This is a genomic window from Nostoc sp. (assembly GCF_041747015.1).
GTDB lineage: Bacteria > Cyanobacteriota > Cyanobacteriia > Cyanobacteriales > Nostocaceae > Nostoc.
Map to the genome: position 1 here is coordinate 36182 of NZ_JBGTFY010000359.1, position 18608 is coordinate 54789.

Consider the following 18608-nt stretch of genomic DNA (forward strand, 5'->3'; position numbering starts at 1 on the left):
CAATGACCACATTAACATTTACCATTTTTACCGTTGATGGCTAAAGCTTGATTAATCTGGTTTAAGAGGTCTTCCATTGATATCGATCGCGGTAATATTTGAGTTGCGATCGCACCGACAACAGTTTCTATCGATTCCAAAGCATTCTTCCTCTGCTTGTCAATTTTCTCCGAAGCTACCCCAGGCTGGGAAGTAGTTTCTGGGCGATTTAATCGCTGGTTGAGTACTAAAATTGGTGGTAACTTGAAAGGCGAATCTCCCAATATTTTCAGTGCTTTTAGCACGTCTTTGTGAATAGCGGATTCTCCTAAGCAAATTAGCAGCAAGTCAACGCTTTGGTGACGAATTTGTTGTAACACTTCTGCCCAACAGCGACTCATCGCCGCTTTTAACCCTGCTGTTTGTAGATACTGAATTAAAGCTTGGAACCATTCAGCGCCGCGTTCAGCAGTTTCACCACTGATTGAGCCATTTTTTTCGGAAGTGTAACCTTTTACCTGCTTGCGTCTTACCTGTGGTAAATCACGCAACATTGTCAAATCCACTACTAAGATGTTGGGAGGGCAGCAGACACCAGAGGCAATTTGTAATACTGATAATAAAGCATCTGTTTTCTCAGTACGAGTATTATTGTCTGTACCCAATGGCGTTAAGTAAGGAAATACAGATAGCTCTGGTATCTGAGAAGCTATTAAAGTGGTTGCGACATCGCAAGTAACCAGTGGTATAGCCGCCAAACGTGGGTGTTGAATTAGTTGTTGCAGGTAAGTTTGAGCAGTAGTACTTTCTACATCTAGCAAAATGACATCAAACTGCCATACTCGTGCCAACAGTTCTGCTTGATCTAAGTCATCTACTTCAATCACCCGATGTTCTCGAAGTGAGGGATGGGGATTAACTGATTCCAACTGGGGATTCACCAACCGGAGAATTCGCAGTGGTGTTTTAGTTGGGATAATTGGGCTGTTGTCTAACCCTAGTTGCGGAACTCCTTGTGCAGTACACAATTTTTCGAGGAGTGGTGCCAAGACTTGATGCTCTACTGGCAAGCTTAAGAAACCATCAGCTCGGTTAGCAAATGCTTGCTCCTTTTCAGCGCCCGTCGCTGTCACAACTACAGATATATGACGAGTTGCGGTGTCAGATTTCAGTAAGGTTAGCACATCCCAGCCTGAGAGCAGAGGTAGCAACGGATTCAAAAATATGACTATTGGTTGCAAACGCCGAGCTTTTTCGACTGCTTCTGTCCCTGATCGCGCAATCATTACCCGATATCCTAGACCTTTGAGTTTTTCGGTCAAATCTTCAATATATCGGCCTACTGCCTCGACTACCAAGACCAATCTTTGCGAACTAGCGTGATAATGCTGTGTGGGCGTATTGATCTGCTGACGAGCCGCTGCGAGGATTTCCCGTGTTTGTTGATCTCGTGTCTTTTCGTCTTCTTTAGTTTCTATATCTGGCTCAGAAAAGCCTATTTTGGGGGGACTGGGCGGCAGCAGCAGTGTAAACTGGCTACCTTTATCTTCACGAGATAAAAAGCTGACATCTCCTCCGTGAAGGCGAGCTAAAGCCCGTGTTAATACCAGCCCTAAACCAGTGCCTTCAAACTGGCGGGTGAGGGGATTTTCTAGTTGTTGGAATTTTTGAAAGATTAAATGTTGCTGGTGTTCGGGAATGCCAATACCTGTATCCCAAACTGTAAAGGCAATCCATCCTTCCCAACGACTCACCCGCAGCCCAATTTCACCAGATATTTCAGTGAATTTAAAGGCGTTGGAAAGTAGGTGTACTAACATCTGGCGCAAGCGCAATTCATCTGCCACCATTTGATCTAAGCCTAGTTCAATGGAGAGGTTGAATTGGGAAGCAGATAAACGGGTATTTTGAGTTGAGGGAGTGTCTGTGGATTTGCTGGTTTGAGTGTGGATGGCTTTGGCCTCCGTTAGGGCGCGATCGCACACAGTCTGAATTTTCACCGAAGTCAGCGTCAAATCCATTTGTCCCGTCTCCATGCGGGTCAAATCCAAAATATCATTAACCACACTCATCAGGTGGCGTCCGCTTTGATGGATCAGTCCGGCATAACGGGATTGGCGCTCGTTAAGTTCTCCCAACTGCTGATCTACGAGCAACCGCGATAATCCTAAAACGGCAGTTAGGGGAGTTTTGAGTTCATGACTAATACAAGCCAAAAACTCGTCTTTTAACCGATTTAGTTGAATTAAATCAGCATTCTTCGCTGCTAGTTCTTTGCAAAGCTGCTGCTGCTCAGTTACGTCAGTAGCTAAGACTAACCACAGATCAGTACTGAGTTGAACTTCCGACTCAGCACTCATGACTTTAAACTCAGGACTATCTAACGGGATTTTGGCAAACTGCCAGATTTGTTCCTGACCATTTTGCACTTCGACAACGCAAGTACAAGTATCCACCTGACCATCTAAATAGCACCGACTGTATACAGGATCTACGGCTGTTTGCTGCTGAGTTGGTTCTTGTTTACCACTATGCTGATGAACCTTGATTACTCGTTGGGTGACGTATTCTAATTTTTTGGAGCGGGTAGGGGCAAGTGTTGCCTCCACCTGTTGCCTAACTCCTTCTGGATCTTTCAACATTCCTAATTGTTGCCACCAAGCGGGATTTTGTGCTATGACTTCGCCAGTACCTGTTTGCAACATTAAAGGCCAAGGCAATCTTTCCAGCAGTTGGATCAGTGGCTGGTGTCCCAATGGCTTGGGTTCATTTGGCATCTGTCGTGAGTAAGCTTGCACACCAGGATCATACTCATGGCGATGCTCGTCAGACGATCTCTGGGTGTCTGAGCTTAACCCAGCCATGCGTTCTTTAGCTAGCGATCGCAACAGGCGTGAGTTGTCTAGCAGCCCCAAATATTGACCATTAGAGTCAATCAGCGCCCAATCTAAGCTCTGGTTTTTGGGGATTTCTTGCTCACCCAAGCGCCAGATCAATTGCTCTACACGATCACAAGCTGCTATGGTCTGTATTGGCTCAATCAGAGCTTGACCCCAGGTAGAGAGTGATTGCTGTAAATTTAGATTTTTATCGTCACTATATACCAATAATTTTTTGATTAAACGGGCAGAATACAGCAATCCTATAGGGCATTGCTGTTGATTCACTACTACCAAGCGATCGCACTGCTCTTGCTCAAAAATCTCTAGCACCACTGCCAGAGTAATTGTTTGGAGGCAGCTAGGTACGGTTGCCTGAAAGTCATAAAGCGGGTAATCTAGCATTGACATAAGGCTTTGGGGGTCATTCTTCCTGTGGAAACCTCCGGCATTGCCATCTGTTAACTGCCGATGGTCTTTTCGCCTGAAGCCATATCCTCTAAGAAGACTCATATAAGCATCTCTGGTTACGATTCCAACACCATTCAAACAATGAGATTTGCACTCGCGGACACTTACTTGCGTCCCTGGCATTTTTTTCAGAAGTGGCCTTTAGTTTTGCCCCTCCTCATTTCTGGCAACTAGCCTGACCAGTGTCTTACTGGTGTTTAAACTCCTCATCGATAGCAACGGCTAAAACAATTATGGCTCCAAAGATTCGCTTTAGAACCTTGAGGAATTATAATGATTTAGAATGCGACAACTCTTTAAGTTCGTTTAAGTATCTTATTAAGGAGCAAAATAAAAAAATCTATCTATTTATGATATGCAAATAATAAATTAGTTACTTTGTCTTGCTATGCCGACACATAGACCATTATCAAAGACCTACTTATTTACGACATTAGGCTATTCACTGGCTAGGAGTATTTCATTCTCATCTAGCCTGCCTCAGAATGAATTCTGAGTCTAATAGCACTCATTTGTCTAAAGACGACTGAGACTCATGTTATAGTCCGTTTTAACGGACTTTAGCTATAAGAAAAGGAACTTTAGTTTTGGGCGGTTTATGCCTAGAATGAAATAGCCCTGCTATTCAGTGGCTAGGAGTATCTGCTAACACAGAGCGTTATTTTGGGGTGGAATCACAACTTTACTGCACACCCAATATTACTTTAGAAGCGCTTGCCACACTTATGACCCCAAGTTTCTTGGTCAAGGCGGTCAAGGAGATATATAAATAATAAATGTTATTACCGATATTGATTCTGCGACTTGATGTTAATAAGTACTTAGCTAATCTAGCTGATCTAGCCAAGCAGAAAGGTTTGAGCGCGTGGGTGTGTAAGTTTATGGACGCGATTATAGTCCAATTGTGCTACCTACCTATTGCTGCAACTCCTTCTGGAAAAATCAATTATTTGCCCAATTGGCTGCAACGAAATCCAAGTAAGTCATACACTGAAAAGTACCTCTATGTATTTGCCAGTCACACGCAAAAAAGCCAGCAGCATTTCCAGGAGATGACTCCAGCAGAACGACAAGGATTATTAAAACAGCTTAAATTAGATTACAGCATGATTCTTATACATTACTTTACCACAGACAAAACACTCAAAGGAAAAATTGATAAATTTATAAATACTATATTTTATGCTAATATTCCTGTGCCCCGAATTATCGAAATTCACATGGAAATAATTGAAGAATTTTCCCACCAGCTAAAATTAGAAGGAAGGAGCAATGAAACGTTACTTGATTACCGCCTGACATTGATAGATATTCTGGCTAACTTGTGCGAACTATATAGATGTTCGATTTCTAAATAAATTAAATTATCGATGTTCAATTTGGCAGAATCTTCCGACTAATCGCACCATCAACGCCAAAGGCGATCGCATTTTGTATTATATTCTCCTGACTAGCCTGAAAATATATGAATAAAGCTAGAAAGACCTACGTTCTCAAGCTTTACGTAGCAGGGAACACCCCTAATTCAGTCCGGGCATTAAAAACCCTTAAAGACATTTTAGAACAGGAGTTTGAAGGTGTTTATGCTTTGAAAGTGATCGATGTGCTGAAAAGCCCACAACTAGCAGAAGAAGATAAAATATTGGCTACACCAACATTAGCTAAAATTTTACCTCCACCCGTTCGCAAAATTATCGGGGATCTTTCAGATAGAGAAAGAGTATTGATTGGATTAGATTTGCTCTATGAAGAACTGAGTGAAACAGATTTTGAAGAATAAATAAAAATTTAATCATAAAAAATTTGTAATTACGAATTATTGTAATACCCATTTGTTATCAAGCAATGAGTGAAAAAGAACCAATAGAACAAAAGGAACCACCGCTAATTGGGGGGATAGAGAAAATTCGCACGATGATCGAGGGGTTTGACGATATTAGTCACGGTGGTTTACCTGTTGGTAGAACTACTTTGGTAAGTGGCACATCAGGTACAGGAAAAACTTTATTATCTCTTCAGTTTCTCTATAACGGTATTACCTACTTTGATGAAGCCGGAGTATTCGTCACCTTTGAAGAATCACCCAGTGATATTATTAAAAACGCTCATATTTTTGGGTGGAACCTGCCACGCCTCATTGAAGAAGGTAAGTTGTTTATTCTCGATGCCTCTCCCGATCCTGAAGGTCAAGATATCATTGGTAATTTTGACCTTTCTGCACTCATTGAACGCTTGCAATATGCCATTCGTAAATACAAAGCTAGACGAGTTTCAATCGACTCAATAACAGCAGTATTTCAGCAGTATGAAGCAATGGGAGTAGTGCGGCGCGAGATTTTTCGTTTGGTAGCACGTCTCAAATTACTGAATGTCACCACCATTATTACTACTGAACGGAACGAAGAATATGGGCCTGTTGCATCTTTCGGAGTAGAAGAATTTGTTTCCGATAATGTCGTAATTGTTCGCAATGTTTTAGAAGGAGAACGTCGCCGTCGCACAATTGAAATTCTCAAATTACGCGGCACAACTCACATGAAAGGAGAGTATCCCTTTACTATCACCAATAAAGGAGTTAACATTTTCCCACTGGCAGCAATGCGTTTAACTCAACGTTCTTCTAATACCAGGGTATCTTCTGGTGTCAAAACCTTAGATGAAATGTGCGGTGGTGGCTTATTTAAAGATTCAATTATTTTAGCAACAGGAGCCACCGGTACTGGCAAAACCCTATTAGTAAGTAAGTTTATTCAAGATAGCTGCCTCAATGGTGAACAGGCGATATTATTTGCTTATGAAGAATCACGCGCTCAACTATCTCGCAATGCTTCCTCTTGGGGAATTGATTTTGAAGAATTAGAACATCAAGGTTTACTCAAAATAATTTGTACCTATCCCGAATCGACTGGTTTAGAAGACCATTTACAAATTATTAAGTCAGAAATTGCTGTCTTCAAACCAGCTCGCATCGCCATTGATTCCTTATCAGCATTAGCTAGAGGGGTAAGCAATAATGCATTTCGGCAGTTTGTAATTGGTGTGACGGGTTATGCTAAACAAGAAGAAATTACTGGTTTCTTTACCAACACAACTGACCAATTTCTAGGAGCACACTCGATTAGTGACTCTCATATCTCCACGATTACCGATACAATCATCATGTTACAATACGTAGAAATTCGCGGAGAAATGTCGCGGGCAATTAACGTATTTAAAATGAGAGGCTCTTGGCATGATAAGGGGATTCGTGAGTATAATATCACTGCTGATGGTCCCGATATTAAAGATTCTTTCCGAAACTACGAACGGATTATCAGCGGTGCTCCTACTCGCGTTAGTATCGATGAAAAGGCGGAACTTTCTCGCATTGTTAGACGTTTTGAAGACAAACAGAGTTCCGAACCCTAAATTTAGTATCGTAGTATAATCTTTCCTAAGTTTAGTATCGTGCTATATTCTGTGGTGAAGAAAGGTTTCTGCCGCTAGATTGATTTTCGTGTGAGGGGATGCGGTGAAAGGACAGCAATTATTTTATAGCTTCTTACCTGGTGTGACGGCAGCGGTCTTAACAACTCAGCCTGCTTGGGCTGGTACTGTGAAAGTAACTGGGGTACAGATGGCATCTTCTCCTACTGTTTTGACTTCTACTTCTGGTCAAAACTTGGTTGTGGATATCATGAATACGCAATTACCTAATAGTGCAGATGTTAGTGTTCTAACCCTAGCGCCTACTTTTGGTTTCACTAAACTTGGTGTGAAGCTTTTAAGTAATAAGAGTATTCCAGTATTTATGGCTGGAAATACTGATGTGCCAATAAAACAACTACTTAAGAAAGATCAAGGTAGATTTTTCAGTTTGACAACTACCTCTAATCCTTCCCAACAGTTAGATATCAGCCGTTTTGCTCGAAGTAACCAAAAACAGAGTAATTCCAGCGCTTATAGGGAGAAATTAAAGAGGTTAGTAGTTCCCAACTACACTTCAAAACCCCCTTCTGTCCAGAAACAAATTTTGTCCCTGTCTTCTTCACAGCAGCCAGTGGTGCAAAAGATAAATACTGTTACTCAGTTACAGACATTTTTACAAACTTCAGCCACAGGTGTAGGAGCAGCCAAACTGTTATCAGCGCAGAGGTGTCCCCAGGAGTTGGGGAAAAACAAGACTGACTCCTCGGCTTCTTTGCTACTGGCCTCAAGCAGCTGTTTCCCACAAAATGGTGTTGGCCGTCTGGCTCAGAGTAATACTCCGATTCCAACAGATTCAACACCAACTCCCACTCTACCAGGAACCGTAATTCCTGCACCAGGAGGTTCGGTGCAATCTCCCACTCTACCGGGAATCGTAACTCCTGCAACCTCAGGGCCGGTGCAAATTCCTGAAAACCTGATTCCTAACTCCAATCCTCTGCAATTTCCCACCAAACCGGCAGAAGTGACACTCCAGGAAAATCAGCCAATTACTTTGGCACAAGCTCTGGAACTCGCACGGCGTAACAATCGGGATTTACAGGTATCACTATTAGAACTAGAACGCAGTCGATATGCCCTACGCGAGGCGGAAGCTAGTTTATTACCCACTCTGGGAATTAGTACAGATATCACTCGAAGTCAGTCTGCTAATGGTCAGCTATCGTCGGAACTACAAGAACGACAGACGGGTATATCATCTCCAGATGACGCTGGTACATCTTTTAACGGTCAGGCACAACTGAACTATGAGCTATATACCTCTGGGTTAAGTCAAGCCCGGAGAAATGCAGCTAGAGAACAGGTACGTGTCAATGAGTTGGCTGTAGAAACTCAGTCTGAGGAAATCCGCCTGAATGTTGCCACTGAGTACTACAACTTGCAACAATCGGATGAACAAGTACGCATTGCCCAGTCGGCTGTGCAGAACTCCGAGGCTAGTTTGCGTGATGCAGAAGCTCTTGAGCGAGCTGGGGTTGGTACGCGGTTCGATGTGCTGCGATCGCAGGTGAATTTAGCAAATGCCCAACAAGACCTGACTAATGCCAGATCCCAGCAGCAAATTGCCCGTCGTCGTTTAGCAACTCGGTTGAGTTTGGCGCAGGCGGTAAATATCAGTGCGGCTGACCCTGTGCAATTGGCTGGTCTTTGGAACCCAACGTTAGAACAAAGTATTGTGCTGGCTTTTCAAAACCGCCCGGAACTGCAACAGCAGTTAGCACAACGCAATATTAGTGAGCAACAGCGTCGGCAAGCTCTTGCAGAGCTAGGCCCTCAAGTGAATTTTGTCGCCAGCTACAACCTACTAGACCAATTCGATGATGAAATCAGCATTACTGATGGTTATTCAATCGGAGTCAGGGCAACCCTAAATTTGTATGATGGGGGAGCATCAAGAGCAAGGGCAAATCAGTCAAGAGTTAATATTGCGATCGCCGAAACTCAATTTGGTGAACAGCGCAACCAAATTCGCTTTCAGGTAGAACAAGCTTTTTCTACCCAGCAAGCTAGTTTAGAGAATGTTCAAACCGCTAATACCGCTTTAGAACAAGCTAGAGAAGCTTTACGTTTAGCTCGTTTGCGATTCCAAGCTGGTGTAGGCACTCAAACTGATGTCATTAATTCTGAAAACGATCTGACACGAGCTGAAGGTAATCGAGTCACAGCAATTTTGGATTACAACCGCGCTTTAGCTCAGTTACAAAGGTCTGTTACCGCCAGAGCGCTACGCTAGTTAGTCGAAACTCGAAACTTTTGACTGCTGTTGGGTTTTGCCATGCACTTTGCACCTGTCCTCAGAGCATCACACAGTCCAGTCGTGTTCCTGATGAACAGCTGCCACAAGCCTCGATTTTCAGTAGTTACACTGGAAATCGAGGCTTTTCAAACATTCTCTGAACAATTTGATAACATTTAAATGTTAACTTTCTGGCAACGTCTGAATCGGTTGCACACTCAGGCGATAGCCGAGATTGTACAAGATAAGGCTGATGGTTCGCAGTTCCGGGTTGCCTTCGGGCGACAAGACCTGATCAAGATTTTAGCGATTTAAACCCGTTTTTCCCGCAAGACGGGTTATACCCTCCCGTACTTCAGCCACGTTTCGCAGCGCTTCTAGAAAAAACGCCAGCTCACCATCCTGCTCGTACTCTTCAAGAGCAGTGTTCAGGTAAGCTTTTGCCATTTCAGGATTTCGCAGCTGTTCGATTACGACCTCTTCATGGTTTCTTAGTTTCTTACTCATCCTCTTCCTCCTGATAAGGCTGCCAATATCCCTAAATATTTTTAGTTGATTTTCTATCACAGTCTCAAGCCAAAACTTTCATTTTGTAGAGCCGGTGAATCCGAGCGTCAAAAGTGGACTAACATAACTGAGTGTCCGTAGTTTACCGCCGTAGGCATCGCTCGCCTTGTCAAAGACTCATGACTAAAGTAACATCGCAAGAAATTGCCCAGTTTCGCTCTCAATTGGCAGATGATCCCAGCGATATGGAAGCGCTGGATTTGATTGAAGACTGTGATGGAGATTTAGAAGATGCAGCGATGACGCTAGCTATCCGCGCAGGACAACAACCAGAAAGAGCCAATTCCGAGTGGTTAGATGCTTTGGCTAGAAAATGGCGTGCGGTCATTTGCGAACAAGAATATCGAGAAGATTTGCTTAATGGTTCTCTTCAAAAGATGATGGAACATCTAAAAACAGTGCCGACGTTTCCGAAGATTTTGGCAACGCCAGTTTTGATATATGTCCTCAAGCAAGGCGTGAACAATTTTTGTGAGCCACTGGATTCTCTAAAGTGATCAAATTATGTACATTTGTGGGGCTATTTTCAACTAAAGAAGTTAATAGCCAAAACAAATAAGCCTCACGAATTCTGTACAGATGCGATAAATCGCATCTCTCCTGACTCGTATCCAATGCAAGATTGATTCGACCAGGACTGATACGCTGTTAATTAAGGCAAAACTTCCATTACACAATTATTGTTAAATCGTTAAATCAATGAATTACCTTGTTGCCGTATTACCAGACCGTATTCAAGCCGAAGCTGCTTACTTAGCTTTAGAAAAAGAAGGTATAAAGAGTACTATCCTGGGGAAAGGGTATAAAACCGCTGACGAGTTTGGCTTAATTGACCCCAAAGACCAAGCTAAAAACCAAGCACAGCTTATGGCAACCTGGCTGATTCCATTCGGCTTTTTTGCAGGTTTTACTTTCAGCCTCATTACTAATTTGGATACTTTTGCCTGGGCGGGTGAAGTTGGCAATCATATCGTTGGGGGATTGCTAGGTGCTGCTAGTGGTGCTATGGGTGGTGTATTTGTTGGTGGCGGAGTCGGTTTACTCGTAGGTAGTGGTGATGCTTTACCGTATCGTAACCGCTTAGATGCGGGTAAATACTTAATTGCAGTTCAAGGGACTGAAACTCTCACTCGCCAAGCAACCAAAATATTACGTAAGTTTGATCCAGAAAATATCCAAGGTTATGCTGACACAGGTAGCGTGTAATGAATGAATAATAGTTTACATATCACGACACAGCGACTTGAGTTGCTTCCCTGTTGTTTGGAAGTGGCGCAAGCAGTGATTACAAGAAATAAATCACAAGTCGAGAGGCTCTTGGGGGTAAGGGTTCCTGATAATTGGTATGCTTCTGAGGTGTTAGATATTTTCCCAATGTATGCTCATTCTGGAAAAACTGGGAATGCAACAAATTGCTAGAGATGAAAATCTGCTGAAATGGGAATTAAAGTTAGAATCAAGACAGTTTTAGCGGCTTAATTCTCAACTCATAACTCATAATTTTTAAGAATGTTGCCACGAGAAGAACTTTTAAAAGGTGTTGAAAATCGAGATAGTATAGTTCGTGCAATCGACCAAGCGGAGCAAGCCATTAAAACTTGGGAAGTGGTTTTGACAGATTTTCTATCTCCTCCAGAATTGGCGGAAATTCAGCGAGTATTTGGCCGATTAACAGAGGTGCAATTGGTGGCGTGGGGTGGATATCCGCAAGCTGAACGCCAAAGAATAGCGATCGCTCGTTCAGAAATTCCTCTAGATCAATCTCAAGTCAGCCTCGTCGCCGTGGAAATTGCTGGTAATTTCTTATTTGATACCGCCTCTCACCGCGACTTTTTAGGCGCAATGCTGGGGACGGGAATTGTTCGGGAAAAGACGGGAGATGTTATTGTCTTGGGTGAACGAGGGGCACAGGCAATTGTCGCGCCAGAGTTGGTGGATTTTTTGGAAATGAGTCTTAAACAGGTGCGATCGGTTCCTGTGAAAACTCAGCCGATCGCAGTAACTGAGTTAAGGGTTCGGGAACCAAAGAAAAAAGAATTAACTACTGTGGAGGCTTCTTTGCGGTTAGATGCGATCGCCTCTGCTGGTTTTGGGATGTCCCGCAGCAAGATGGTTGATTTAATCGATGCTGGTGATGTCCGCGTCAATTGGAAGGAAGTTACCCAAGCTAGTTCTCAACTAAAGTCAGGCGACTTAATTGCTATTCGCTCTAAAGGGCGTTTAGAAGTTGGAGAAGTCGCCGTTACTAAAAAAGACCGTTACCGAGTTCAATTAACAAGATATATGTAATAAGTGAGGAGTAAGAGTTAAGAGTTTAGGACTTACGCACTGTACAAATTCATCGTGTGGTCACCGAGCTTTGTTGAAGTGATGTGCGTTAACGAAAATAGAATGTTTCAGGCTTTTCTTGATTATACTTTAATCGTAAATAGACCATACTGTAGGGGTTTAGCAATGCTAAACCCCTACGAAAGATGTGGTTTTTAAACTTATCTATATGTGGTATTTCTTGTCAATGCGTAAGTCCTAGAGCTTTAAATTTACTAGTTTCATTAACTCCTAACTCCTAAATACATACTTAGGCTTTAAAATGTTTTGCTAACATATTCAGCAGAAGTTTGCGCGGTACGAGCCGAGATAATTTGCTTCTAATTTGAGTGTTAGTGTCAGAACTAATAACAGTTGGATATCCTTTTTCCAAAGCCTCTAAGGATTCCCAAACTACTTTTTCGGAAGAATACACTTTATCTGTAGTGTTTGCCAGCGCTGGAGGAAAATTAGCTTCTGCAAAAAAGTTTGTTTCTATTGGTCCTGGACAAGTTACTAAGATACGGACACCATATTGACGATTTTCTGCCCATAGTGCTTCACTAAAGCTGAGAATAAAAGCTTTACTGGCAGCATAAACAGAAAGATATGGTATCGGTTGAAATGCAGTAATTGAGGATACGTTAATAATACTTCCAGAACGACGTTGCCGCATCAAAGGTAGAAATTTATGAGTTAAATCGACCAAAGCCAAAATATTTAGTTGGACGATTTTGACTTGCTTTTCTCCATCTCCTTCGGCAAAATCGCCATAGTAACCAAAACCAGCATTGTTGATTAATAAGTCAATGGTTAATCCTTTTGTTTTCGTAACATCAAATACAGCAGCAGCTGCATTAGGTTCTGTGAGGTCTTTAACTATAACGTCTACTTGAATTTGGTGTTGCTCTTCTAGTTGTTTAGCTAATTGGCTTAATTTTTCTTCCGAACGAGCAACAAGTACAAGATTTGTCTTACGTGCAGCTAGTTCCTGGGCAAAAGCTTTTCCAATACCACTAGAAGCACCAGTAATTAGAGCAGTTGGCATTCTACATATTAAGATAGTTTTTTTTAAGCACCTTATAAATCTTAGCTATATTGGCTATAAGTTTTAACTACCTAAAGTGATATACCCAAAGGGTAAAAGCAGTACCCATTATTACCTTTGTATAGCCACGATTTTCAATCGCTAAGTAATTTTTCTCAAGTAGATGCCTCCAATAATAATTTTTCTCATGGTGATTCAAATTTATTTTAAATTGCCAACTACCATTTTTCAACCCAATAGATAATTTCTGAGGTTGAACTATTAATTGCTACCCCATAGCTATCTCCATGATTCCATTTGAAGCCGGATCTGCCTTTATCCTCTGCATTTAATACCAATATTTCATAGGTAGCTGGAAAAGATTCCGCCGGAGAGTCACTAGTGTAGAAGAAAGTTGTTGGTACACCGTTAGGCTGGTTTATGTGGTTATTTGTGTCACCACCTATATATTTGTGTTTAGCGCTATTTCTGTATTGTGAAAGTAATTTTTCTATCTTTTTCGGCGGCTGTTTCAGCTTAATTTGAAAAAAACTACCTCCTTGTGAAAATTCAGGAGAGTAAGCAATACGAACGCCTTTAGCATCAGTGGGAATCTCATTAGGAAAATGTTTTATTTGGTCATTATTAGACCATAGGTGATTACGAATTTCTTTGTAGCGTGATGTATCAGTTATTATTTTAGGTTTGCTAGTATTGCTAAAAGTTGTTTTTAGAAAAAAGCTTCCCCCGAAACTACCAAGACTAGCAAGGACTAATAGAAATTGCGATCGCTTCATTGAGTTGGGTGTGTCTAAATTTCATAGCCATATACCCAACTAATAAACTAAATTGGTAGTATTGCGGTTGTGATATCAGAGATATTAACAAAAACTTTGTATATTTAAGAAAAATACCACGTAATTGTAAAATTACTGTGAAGATGGGCAATGCGTACCTAGTCAAATACCACAGGTGATCTTTGTCGAGGTTAGTACTACTGTTGTAAATAACGAAATCAATTCTACACCCATCCATTCTTTTTTTCAATTCTTCCTGATCCAGTCAGAACTAAAGCGGATATATAAATAGTAGATGCACCTTAATTAAATCATAGCCTTCAGCTTTTAGTTGGGGGCTTTTTTTTATTGTTGATATTGTTAAATTTGCGAAAAAATAAATTTGGTCAGAAGTTTAATTTGCCCGGATATGGCAATCAATAAAGCGGATTAATAAATGGTAGATGCACCCTAATAAATTACAGCCTTCAGCCTAAAGCTGGAGGCTTTTATTATCTAAATATAGATGGCAATAAACTGGGAGCTAACCACAGTGCATAACCAATAAATCCAAATAACAAGGTAATTAGAGCAGTCATGACGTAGCTGATGCAAATTAATAAACCATCGGATTCGATGGTGGCAACAGTCAAAAGTAAGATACCTATAGTAGGGATAGGATTTGTAAATGGAATTGGTGATATTAGTAATAATGTTAACCAAGAGATACAAAGCCCATTGATTCGCCAAATCAAAGGATTATCGGCTATTTTTGCAAACCGGGGACGGGCAATTTTCTGCAATACTTTGGTAATACGTCCCAAGTTTTGTAAAAGCAACTGAGTAAAGGGACGAGGAAATTTGTAGTTAGCAATTCTTTTCGGTAGCCAAGGCGATCGCTTACCCAAAAGCATCTGTACTGATAATATTAAACAAGCACCACCAAAAGGGCCAGTTAATCCCGGTGGCATCGGAAATAAAAAAGGCAAGACTAATAACGCAATCACCAGGCTAAACCCCCGTTCCGAGGTTTCCGCCAGAATGTCACCTAGAGTTAGCGGCTGTTCAGCTAGGCGTTCCAATAAAGACTTTATATCTTGAGAAAATCTCAGATGCATTTGGCGTGAGTTGATGCGAGTTCCCACAGCAGAGGGAGATGAGGAAGAATAACTCCTAACTCCTGATTTCTGGAGGCACTAAAACAGCTATAGCTTTAGGTATAACCCGAAAATGGGCAGGTGTGTAGGTAGTGATTTCACCATCTGTATTTATAGGGCGTGGTTTGCGAGTATACACTTCTATTTCCTCACCTTGAAGGGAGCGTACACTCTGCCAATATATATGTCGTCCTTGTCGCATCGTGGGTAGTAATAGTAAAATTTGCCACCAATGTTTAATTTCTAAGCTATAAAGATCGAGCCTTTGGTCATCTATTGTGGCATCGTCAGCCACTGCCATCCCACCGCCATAATAGCGGCCATTACCCACAGCAATTTGCATCGTTTTCACGCTAACCGATTTACTGTTGATGACAATCTCCGCACTAAAAGGTCGAGCTTCCCAAATTACTTGTAATGCGGTGGCGGCGTAAGCGAATATTCCCCAACGGCGTTTAACTTCTTTGGTAAGTCGCTGGGTAATTTTTACACTCAATCCCAGACTAGCAACATTAAAAAAATGCTTGCCGTTCACCCAACCCAAGTCAATGCGTCGCAAATCTCCATAGGCAATTATTTTGCAAGCTTCGCTGAGAGAATTCGGAATGTCCAAAGTCCTCGCTAGGTCATTGGCAGTTCCTAAAGGCAAGATTCCTAAAGGCAACTGAGTATCAACTAAAGCATCTACTGCGGCGTTGAGAGTACCATCTCCTCCACCAATGATTACCAAGTCAACTTGATGTTGGTAGCGAAGTATAACTTCAGAAAGATGTTTGGGATCTTCTGTAGACTCCTCAATTAAATCAAAGCCGAGTGTCTTTAGATAATGAATCGCTTCCGACAAACTCTTTTGCCCTTGGCGAGCATGAGGATTAACTAATAGGAGTGCGCGGGAACTCATCGTTAGTACCTTCTATAGTTGATATGTCCAATTATCTGCATCCATGTACTCTGCTTGAAGTTAACTATCAAAAAGTGTTTAAAATGACTGTAATTTAAGTATTTTTATTTTTAACAGTTGAATTTGTTCCAATATTATACTGCCAATAAAAAGGAAGATTTTTAATTAGTATAGATACACATTTGTAAATTAAATTTGTATTAATACTATTAATAGTTAAAAATTTTTACTCTCTGACTGAAAACACATTTAATGTTATGTGTAAATTCTTGCTGTGACAGTGGGAAGCGATGAGTTTTATCTCAGACTACTTCTCTTTAATAGTGACTAATCCATGTATGCCCAGCGCTGCGATCGCGCCTCCCAGCAATCCCCAAGTGCCATCGGCAAATACATTGATGCGATGAATGTAGGTGCGATGATAGGCATACTCTAACTGTCTGTCATTAACTTTTCCTACCTCTACCAAGTTCTCCACATTTTTTTCAGCTTTGATCAGTGCTGCATAATCTAGATTAAACCAATATGACGATACTCCCACCACAGCCAACCCTGGAAAAACCAAGGTAATTAAGAGAAGTGCTATACGTGCGTTCATACATTTCACCTGCTGATATAGCTAGAATTTTTGTGTTAAAACTTGGCAGACTAATTTGATTATGCGTTGGAATGGATAAATCAATCAGATTTTGGGAATAATCCTCATAGTGGTTGAAAACTCGTTTTAATTAGGCTCACACTATGAGAGCGCGATTTTTAGAAAAAAAGCAGATTGTTTGCTGTTTATGTATTGTATTTTGCTGTATTTTGTGGAACTGTTTGACATTAACAGCAGTACACGCAACATCCCCAGAGTCTATTGATACTCTCAGGCAACAGCAGCAACAAACGAACCAGCAGCGTCAGGGTGTGCTTAACGATCGCGATCGCTTAACTAATCTCCAACAAGATGCCCAAAAACATCTCACTGGTTTAGAGCAAAATCTGCAAACCACAGATAGCGATATTCAACAAAGCGAATCACGATTACAACTCGCTACCCAACGCCAGAAGCAATTAGAAACTGATTTAGTTGTGGCGGAACGTTTATATGAAGATCGGCAGATAGCAACAGTAGCACGATTGCGGTATCTCCAGCAATCGCCAACTTCTGTTGGATGGGCGGTTTTACTCCAAAGTCAAAATATCAGCGAGTTTATCAGCCGCCGTCATCAGTTGAAGTTAATATATCAAGCAGACCAAAAAATTTTGGTAAAACTCAACGAACAAGCCAGCCTGATAAATAAACAAAAAACGGAAGTAGAACACCAAAAAAACGAAATCGCCTTGATTCGTGAGCAACTGCTGGCACAAAAAGCTGATTATCAAGCGCAGGCGCAGTCACAATCAGAATTGATTCAACGCCTCAATAGCGATCGCCTCGCCTTAGAAGCAGCGCAAAACCAACTAGATATAGATTCTAAAAATCTAGAAGTCTTGATTCAGCAAAAGGTAGCAGAAGCCAGAGCAAGATTTGAGGCGCAAGCAAAAACCAATAGCCGGACAAATGTAATTATTCGGGGAACTGGTGTAATGGCATATCCTAGCGATGCTCCTACTAGCAGTCCCTTCGGCTGGCGGATGCATCCAGTTCTCGGTTATCGTCGCTTTCACGCAGGGTTGGATTTTGGCGCTAGCTATGGTAGTACAATTCGGGCAGCCGATTCGGGAATAGTGATTTTTGCTGGGTGGTATGGTGGTTATGGCAGAGCGGTAATTATCGACCACGGTCAAGGCATTACCACACTGTACGGACATACTAGCGAGTTGTATGTTGCCGATGGACAAGCAGTTGAACGAGGACAAGCGATCGCTGCTGTCGGTTCTACAGGTTTATCGACTGGCCCCCACCTCCACTTTGAGGTGCGTCGAGATGGTGCACCTGTCAACCCTGGCGATTATCTTTAACTCAAAAACCAAGTTTCTTTAGGCTGCAAATTTGATCACAGGCGTGCTATAATATGGGAGAGATTAAGGGCGCGTGGCTCAGTGGATAGAGCAACAGATTCCGGTTCTGTGGGTCGGGGGTTCAAATCCCTCCGCGCTCGTTTTTGGACATTAACTAATTATTTGCGAATGTTAAGAGGTTAATGTCGTATTTAACTAATTAAAGTTTATAACCATTTGGCAGCAGTTAAATCCCGAACTCTGGGAATTCGTGTTTTTAGCTGTTTTTTAAGGCGTTCAACCTGAATTTCAAGTTTACGATGGCGTTGAGCCAATAACTAATGGCGCAACGAGTCAGTATTTCTTTTGCGTAGTTGTAAGGTTCAAATAAATTCTTTGATAAACTATGATCTCGTAGCGTACGTTCCGCGCAATCGCTATCTGAATTTTGAGGTTTTTTGCGCTATTGGCTATCTGTAGGGTTAAGTTTTGACATAGCCAGCACCACGTTGAAAAAGCTGAAATACCAGGAGCCGGAATTATTTACTTCAGGTAAAGGTAAGCGATCGCCGTTAGGCGTGCCGTTGGCGGAGCCTCTCGTTCGCGTTAACGTCTCTGAAAGAGAAGAGAAGGTATCGCTTGAGCTTGTGGAGTTTGACAGAAAAAAGGCGATCGCATCTCTAGAACAAGGTCAACCTGTGATTCCTGTGTGGTTAGATATCATTTATCAACAATTAGCCGAGAAACTGGGAAAATAGGGATTCTCTTTCATAAGATAGGGCTTGCTGAATAAGTCTCCAGAGCGAATCTAGAAGCCACACAGCTTACAAAATAGTAGTTTCGTCGCTTAGTTTCCCAATTTGCCCGGCGCTCGCCGACGAAAGTGCAAGGTTTTTGAACCTCTGGATGCTATA

The 18608-nt window shown here is 41.8% G+C and carries 17 protein-coding genes and 1 tRNA gene; 11 read left to right on the forward strand and 7 right to left on the reverse strand.

Features of this window, described 5'->3' with window-relative positions; translation table 11 throughout:
* Window positions 1-11: 11 nt before the first annotated feature.
* Window positions 12-3269, reverse strand: a complete 3258-nt coding sequence (locus ACEW80_RS28745; RefSeq protein WP_373529892.1) for an ATP-binding protein — start codon at window positions 3267-3269, stop codon at window positions 12-14.
* Window positions 3270-4105: 836 nt separating this feature from the next.
* On the opposite strand from ACEW80_RS28745, the gene ACEW80_RS28750 reads away from it, so the two are divergent.
* From ACEW80_RS28750 to ACEW80_RS28770, 5 genes are all read left to right on the forward strand, one after another.
* The gene (locus tag ACEW80_RS28750) at window positions 4106-4687 is read left to right on the forward strand and encodes a KaiA family protein (protein ID WP_373529875.1); all 582 of its coding nucleotides are present in this window, start codon (window positions 4106-4108) and stop codon (window positions 4685-4687) included.
* A 107-nt stretch (window positions 4688-4794) separates the two neighbouring features.
* Window positions 4795-5109, forward strand: a complete 315-nt coding sequence (gene kaiB, locus ACEW80_RS28755) for a circadian clock protein KaiB (protein WP_373529876.1) — start codon at window positions 4795-4797, stop codon at window positions 5107-5109.
* Window positions 5110-5174: 65 nt separating this feature from the next.
* Window positions 5175-6737, forward strand: a complete 1563-nt coding sequence (gene kaiC, locus ACEW80_RS28760; RefSeq protein WP_373529877.1) for a circadian clock protein KaiC — start codon at window positions 5175-5177, stop codon at window positions 6735-6737.
* Between the two features lie 103 nt (window positions 6738-6840).
* On the forward strand, window positions 6841-9030 hold the full coding sequence (locus ACEW80_RS28765) for a TolC family protein (protein WP_373529878.1): 2190 nt from the start codon (window positions 6841-6843) through the stop codon (window positions 9028-9030).
* A gap of 183 nt (window positions 9031-9213) precedes the next feature.
* Window positions 9214-9348 (forward strand): hypothetical protein, encoded by a 135-nt coding sequence (locus ACEW80_RS28770; RefSeq protein WP_373529879.1) that lies wholly within the window; start codon window positions 9214-9216, stop codon window positions 9346-9348.
* On the opposite strand, the gene ACEW80_RS28775 is transcribed toward ACEW80_RS28770, so the two are convergent.
* On the reverse strand, window positions 9337-9540 hold the full coding sequence (locus ACEW80_RS28775) for a DNA-binding protein (RefSeq protein ID WP_373529880.1): 204 nt from the start codon (window positions 9538-9540) through the stop codon (window positions 9337-9339). The genes ACEW80_RS28770 and ACEW80_RS28775 overlap by 12 nt on opposite strands.
* A 179-nt stretch (window positions 9541-9719) precedes the next feature.
* Between ACEW80_RS28775 and ACEW80_RS28780 the strand changes: the two genes are divergently transcribed.
* From ACEW80_RS28780 to ACEW80_RS28790, 3 genes are all read left to right on the forward strand, one after another.
* Window positions 9720-10097, forward strand: coding sequence for a hypothetical protein (locus tag ACEW80_RS28780; protein WP_373529881.1), 378 nt, complete (start codon window positions 9720-9722; stop codon window positions 10095-10097).
* A gap of 202 nt (window positions 10098-10299) precedes the next feature.
* On the forward strand, window positions 10300-10806 hold the full coding sequence (locus ACEW80_RS28785; RefSeq protein WP_373529882.1) for a hypothetical protein: 507 nt from the start codon (window positions 10300-10302) through the stop codon (window positions 10804-10806).
* A 303-nt stretch (window positions 10807-11109) separates the two neighbouring features.
* Window positions 11110-11889, forward strand: coding sequence for a photosystem II S4 domain protein (locus tag ACEW80_RS28790; RefSeq protein ID WP_373529883.1), 780 nt, complete (start codon window positions 11110-11112; stop codon window positions 11887-11889).
* A 289-nt stretch (window positions 11890-12178) separates the two neighbouring features.
* Here the strand turns inward: ACEW80_RS28790 and ACEW80_RS28795 are convergent, their stop codons facing one another.
* The 5 genes from ACEW80_RS28795 to ACEW80_RS28815 form a co-directional block, all read right to left on the reverse strand.
* Complete coding sequence (locus ACEW80_RS28795; RefSeq protein ID WP_373529884.1) at window positions 12179-12955, reverse strand: SDR family NAD(P)-dependent oxidoreductase; 777 nt, start codon at window positions 12953-12955, stop codon at window positions 12179-12181.
* A 218-nt stretch (window positions 12956-13173) separates the two neighbouring features.
* Window positions 13174-13731, reverse strand: coding sequence for a hypothetical protein (locus tag ACEW80_RS28800; protein ID WP_373529885.1), 558 nt, complete (start codon window positions 13729-13731; stop codon window positions 13174-13176).
* Between the two features lie 491 nt (window positions 13732-14222).
* Window positions 14223-14828 carry an exopolysaccharide biosynthesis protein gene (locus ACEW80_RS28805; protein WP_373529886.1) on the reverse strand — a complete coding sequence of 202 codons (606 nt, stop codon included), beginning with the start codon at window positions 14826-14828 and terminating at the stop codon, window positions 14223-14225.
* Between the two features lie 55 nt (window positions 14829-14883).
* On the reverse strand, window positions 14884-15768 hold the full coding sequence (locus ACEW80_RS28810) for a lipid kinase (protein WP_373529887.1): 885 nt from the start codon (window positions 15766-15768) through the stop codon (window positions 14884-14886).
* A 307-nt stretch (window positions 15769-16075) separates the two neighbouring features.
* The gene (locus tag ACEW80_RS28815) at window positions 16076-16366 is read right to left on the reverse strand and encodes a hypothetical protein (protein WP_373529888.1); all 291 of its coding nucleotides are present in this window, start codon (window positions 16364-16366) and stop codon (window positions 16076-16078) included.
* Between the two features lie 143 nt (window positions 16367-16509).
* On the opposite strand from ACEW80_RS28815, the gene ACEW80_RS28820 reads away from it, so the two are divergent.
* The 3 genes from ACEW80_RS28820 (at window position 16510) to ACEW80_RS28830 (ending at window position 18452) form a co-directional block, all read left to right on the forward strand.
* A complete protein-coding gene (locus ACEW80_RS28820) occupies window positions 16510-17715 on the forward strand; it encodes a murein hydrolase activator EnvC (RefSeq protein WP_373529889.1) in 1206 nt (401 codons plus the stop codon).
* A 67-nt stretch (window positions 17716-17782) separates the two neighbouring features.
* A tRNA-Arg gene (locus ACEW80_RS28825) sits at window positions 17783-17855 on the forward strand.
* 297 nt (window positions 17856-18152) lie between these two features.
* The gene (locus tag ACEW80_RS28830) at window positions 18153-18452 is read left to right on the forward strand and encodes a hypothetical protein (protein WP_373529890.1); all 300 of its coding nucleotides are present in this window, start codon (window positions 18153-18155) and stop codon (window positions 18450-18452) included.
* Window positions 18453-18608 lie beyond the last annotated feature (156 nt).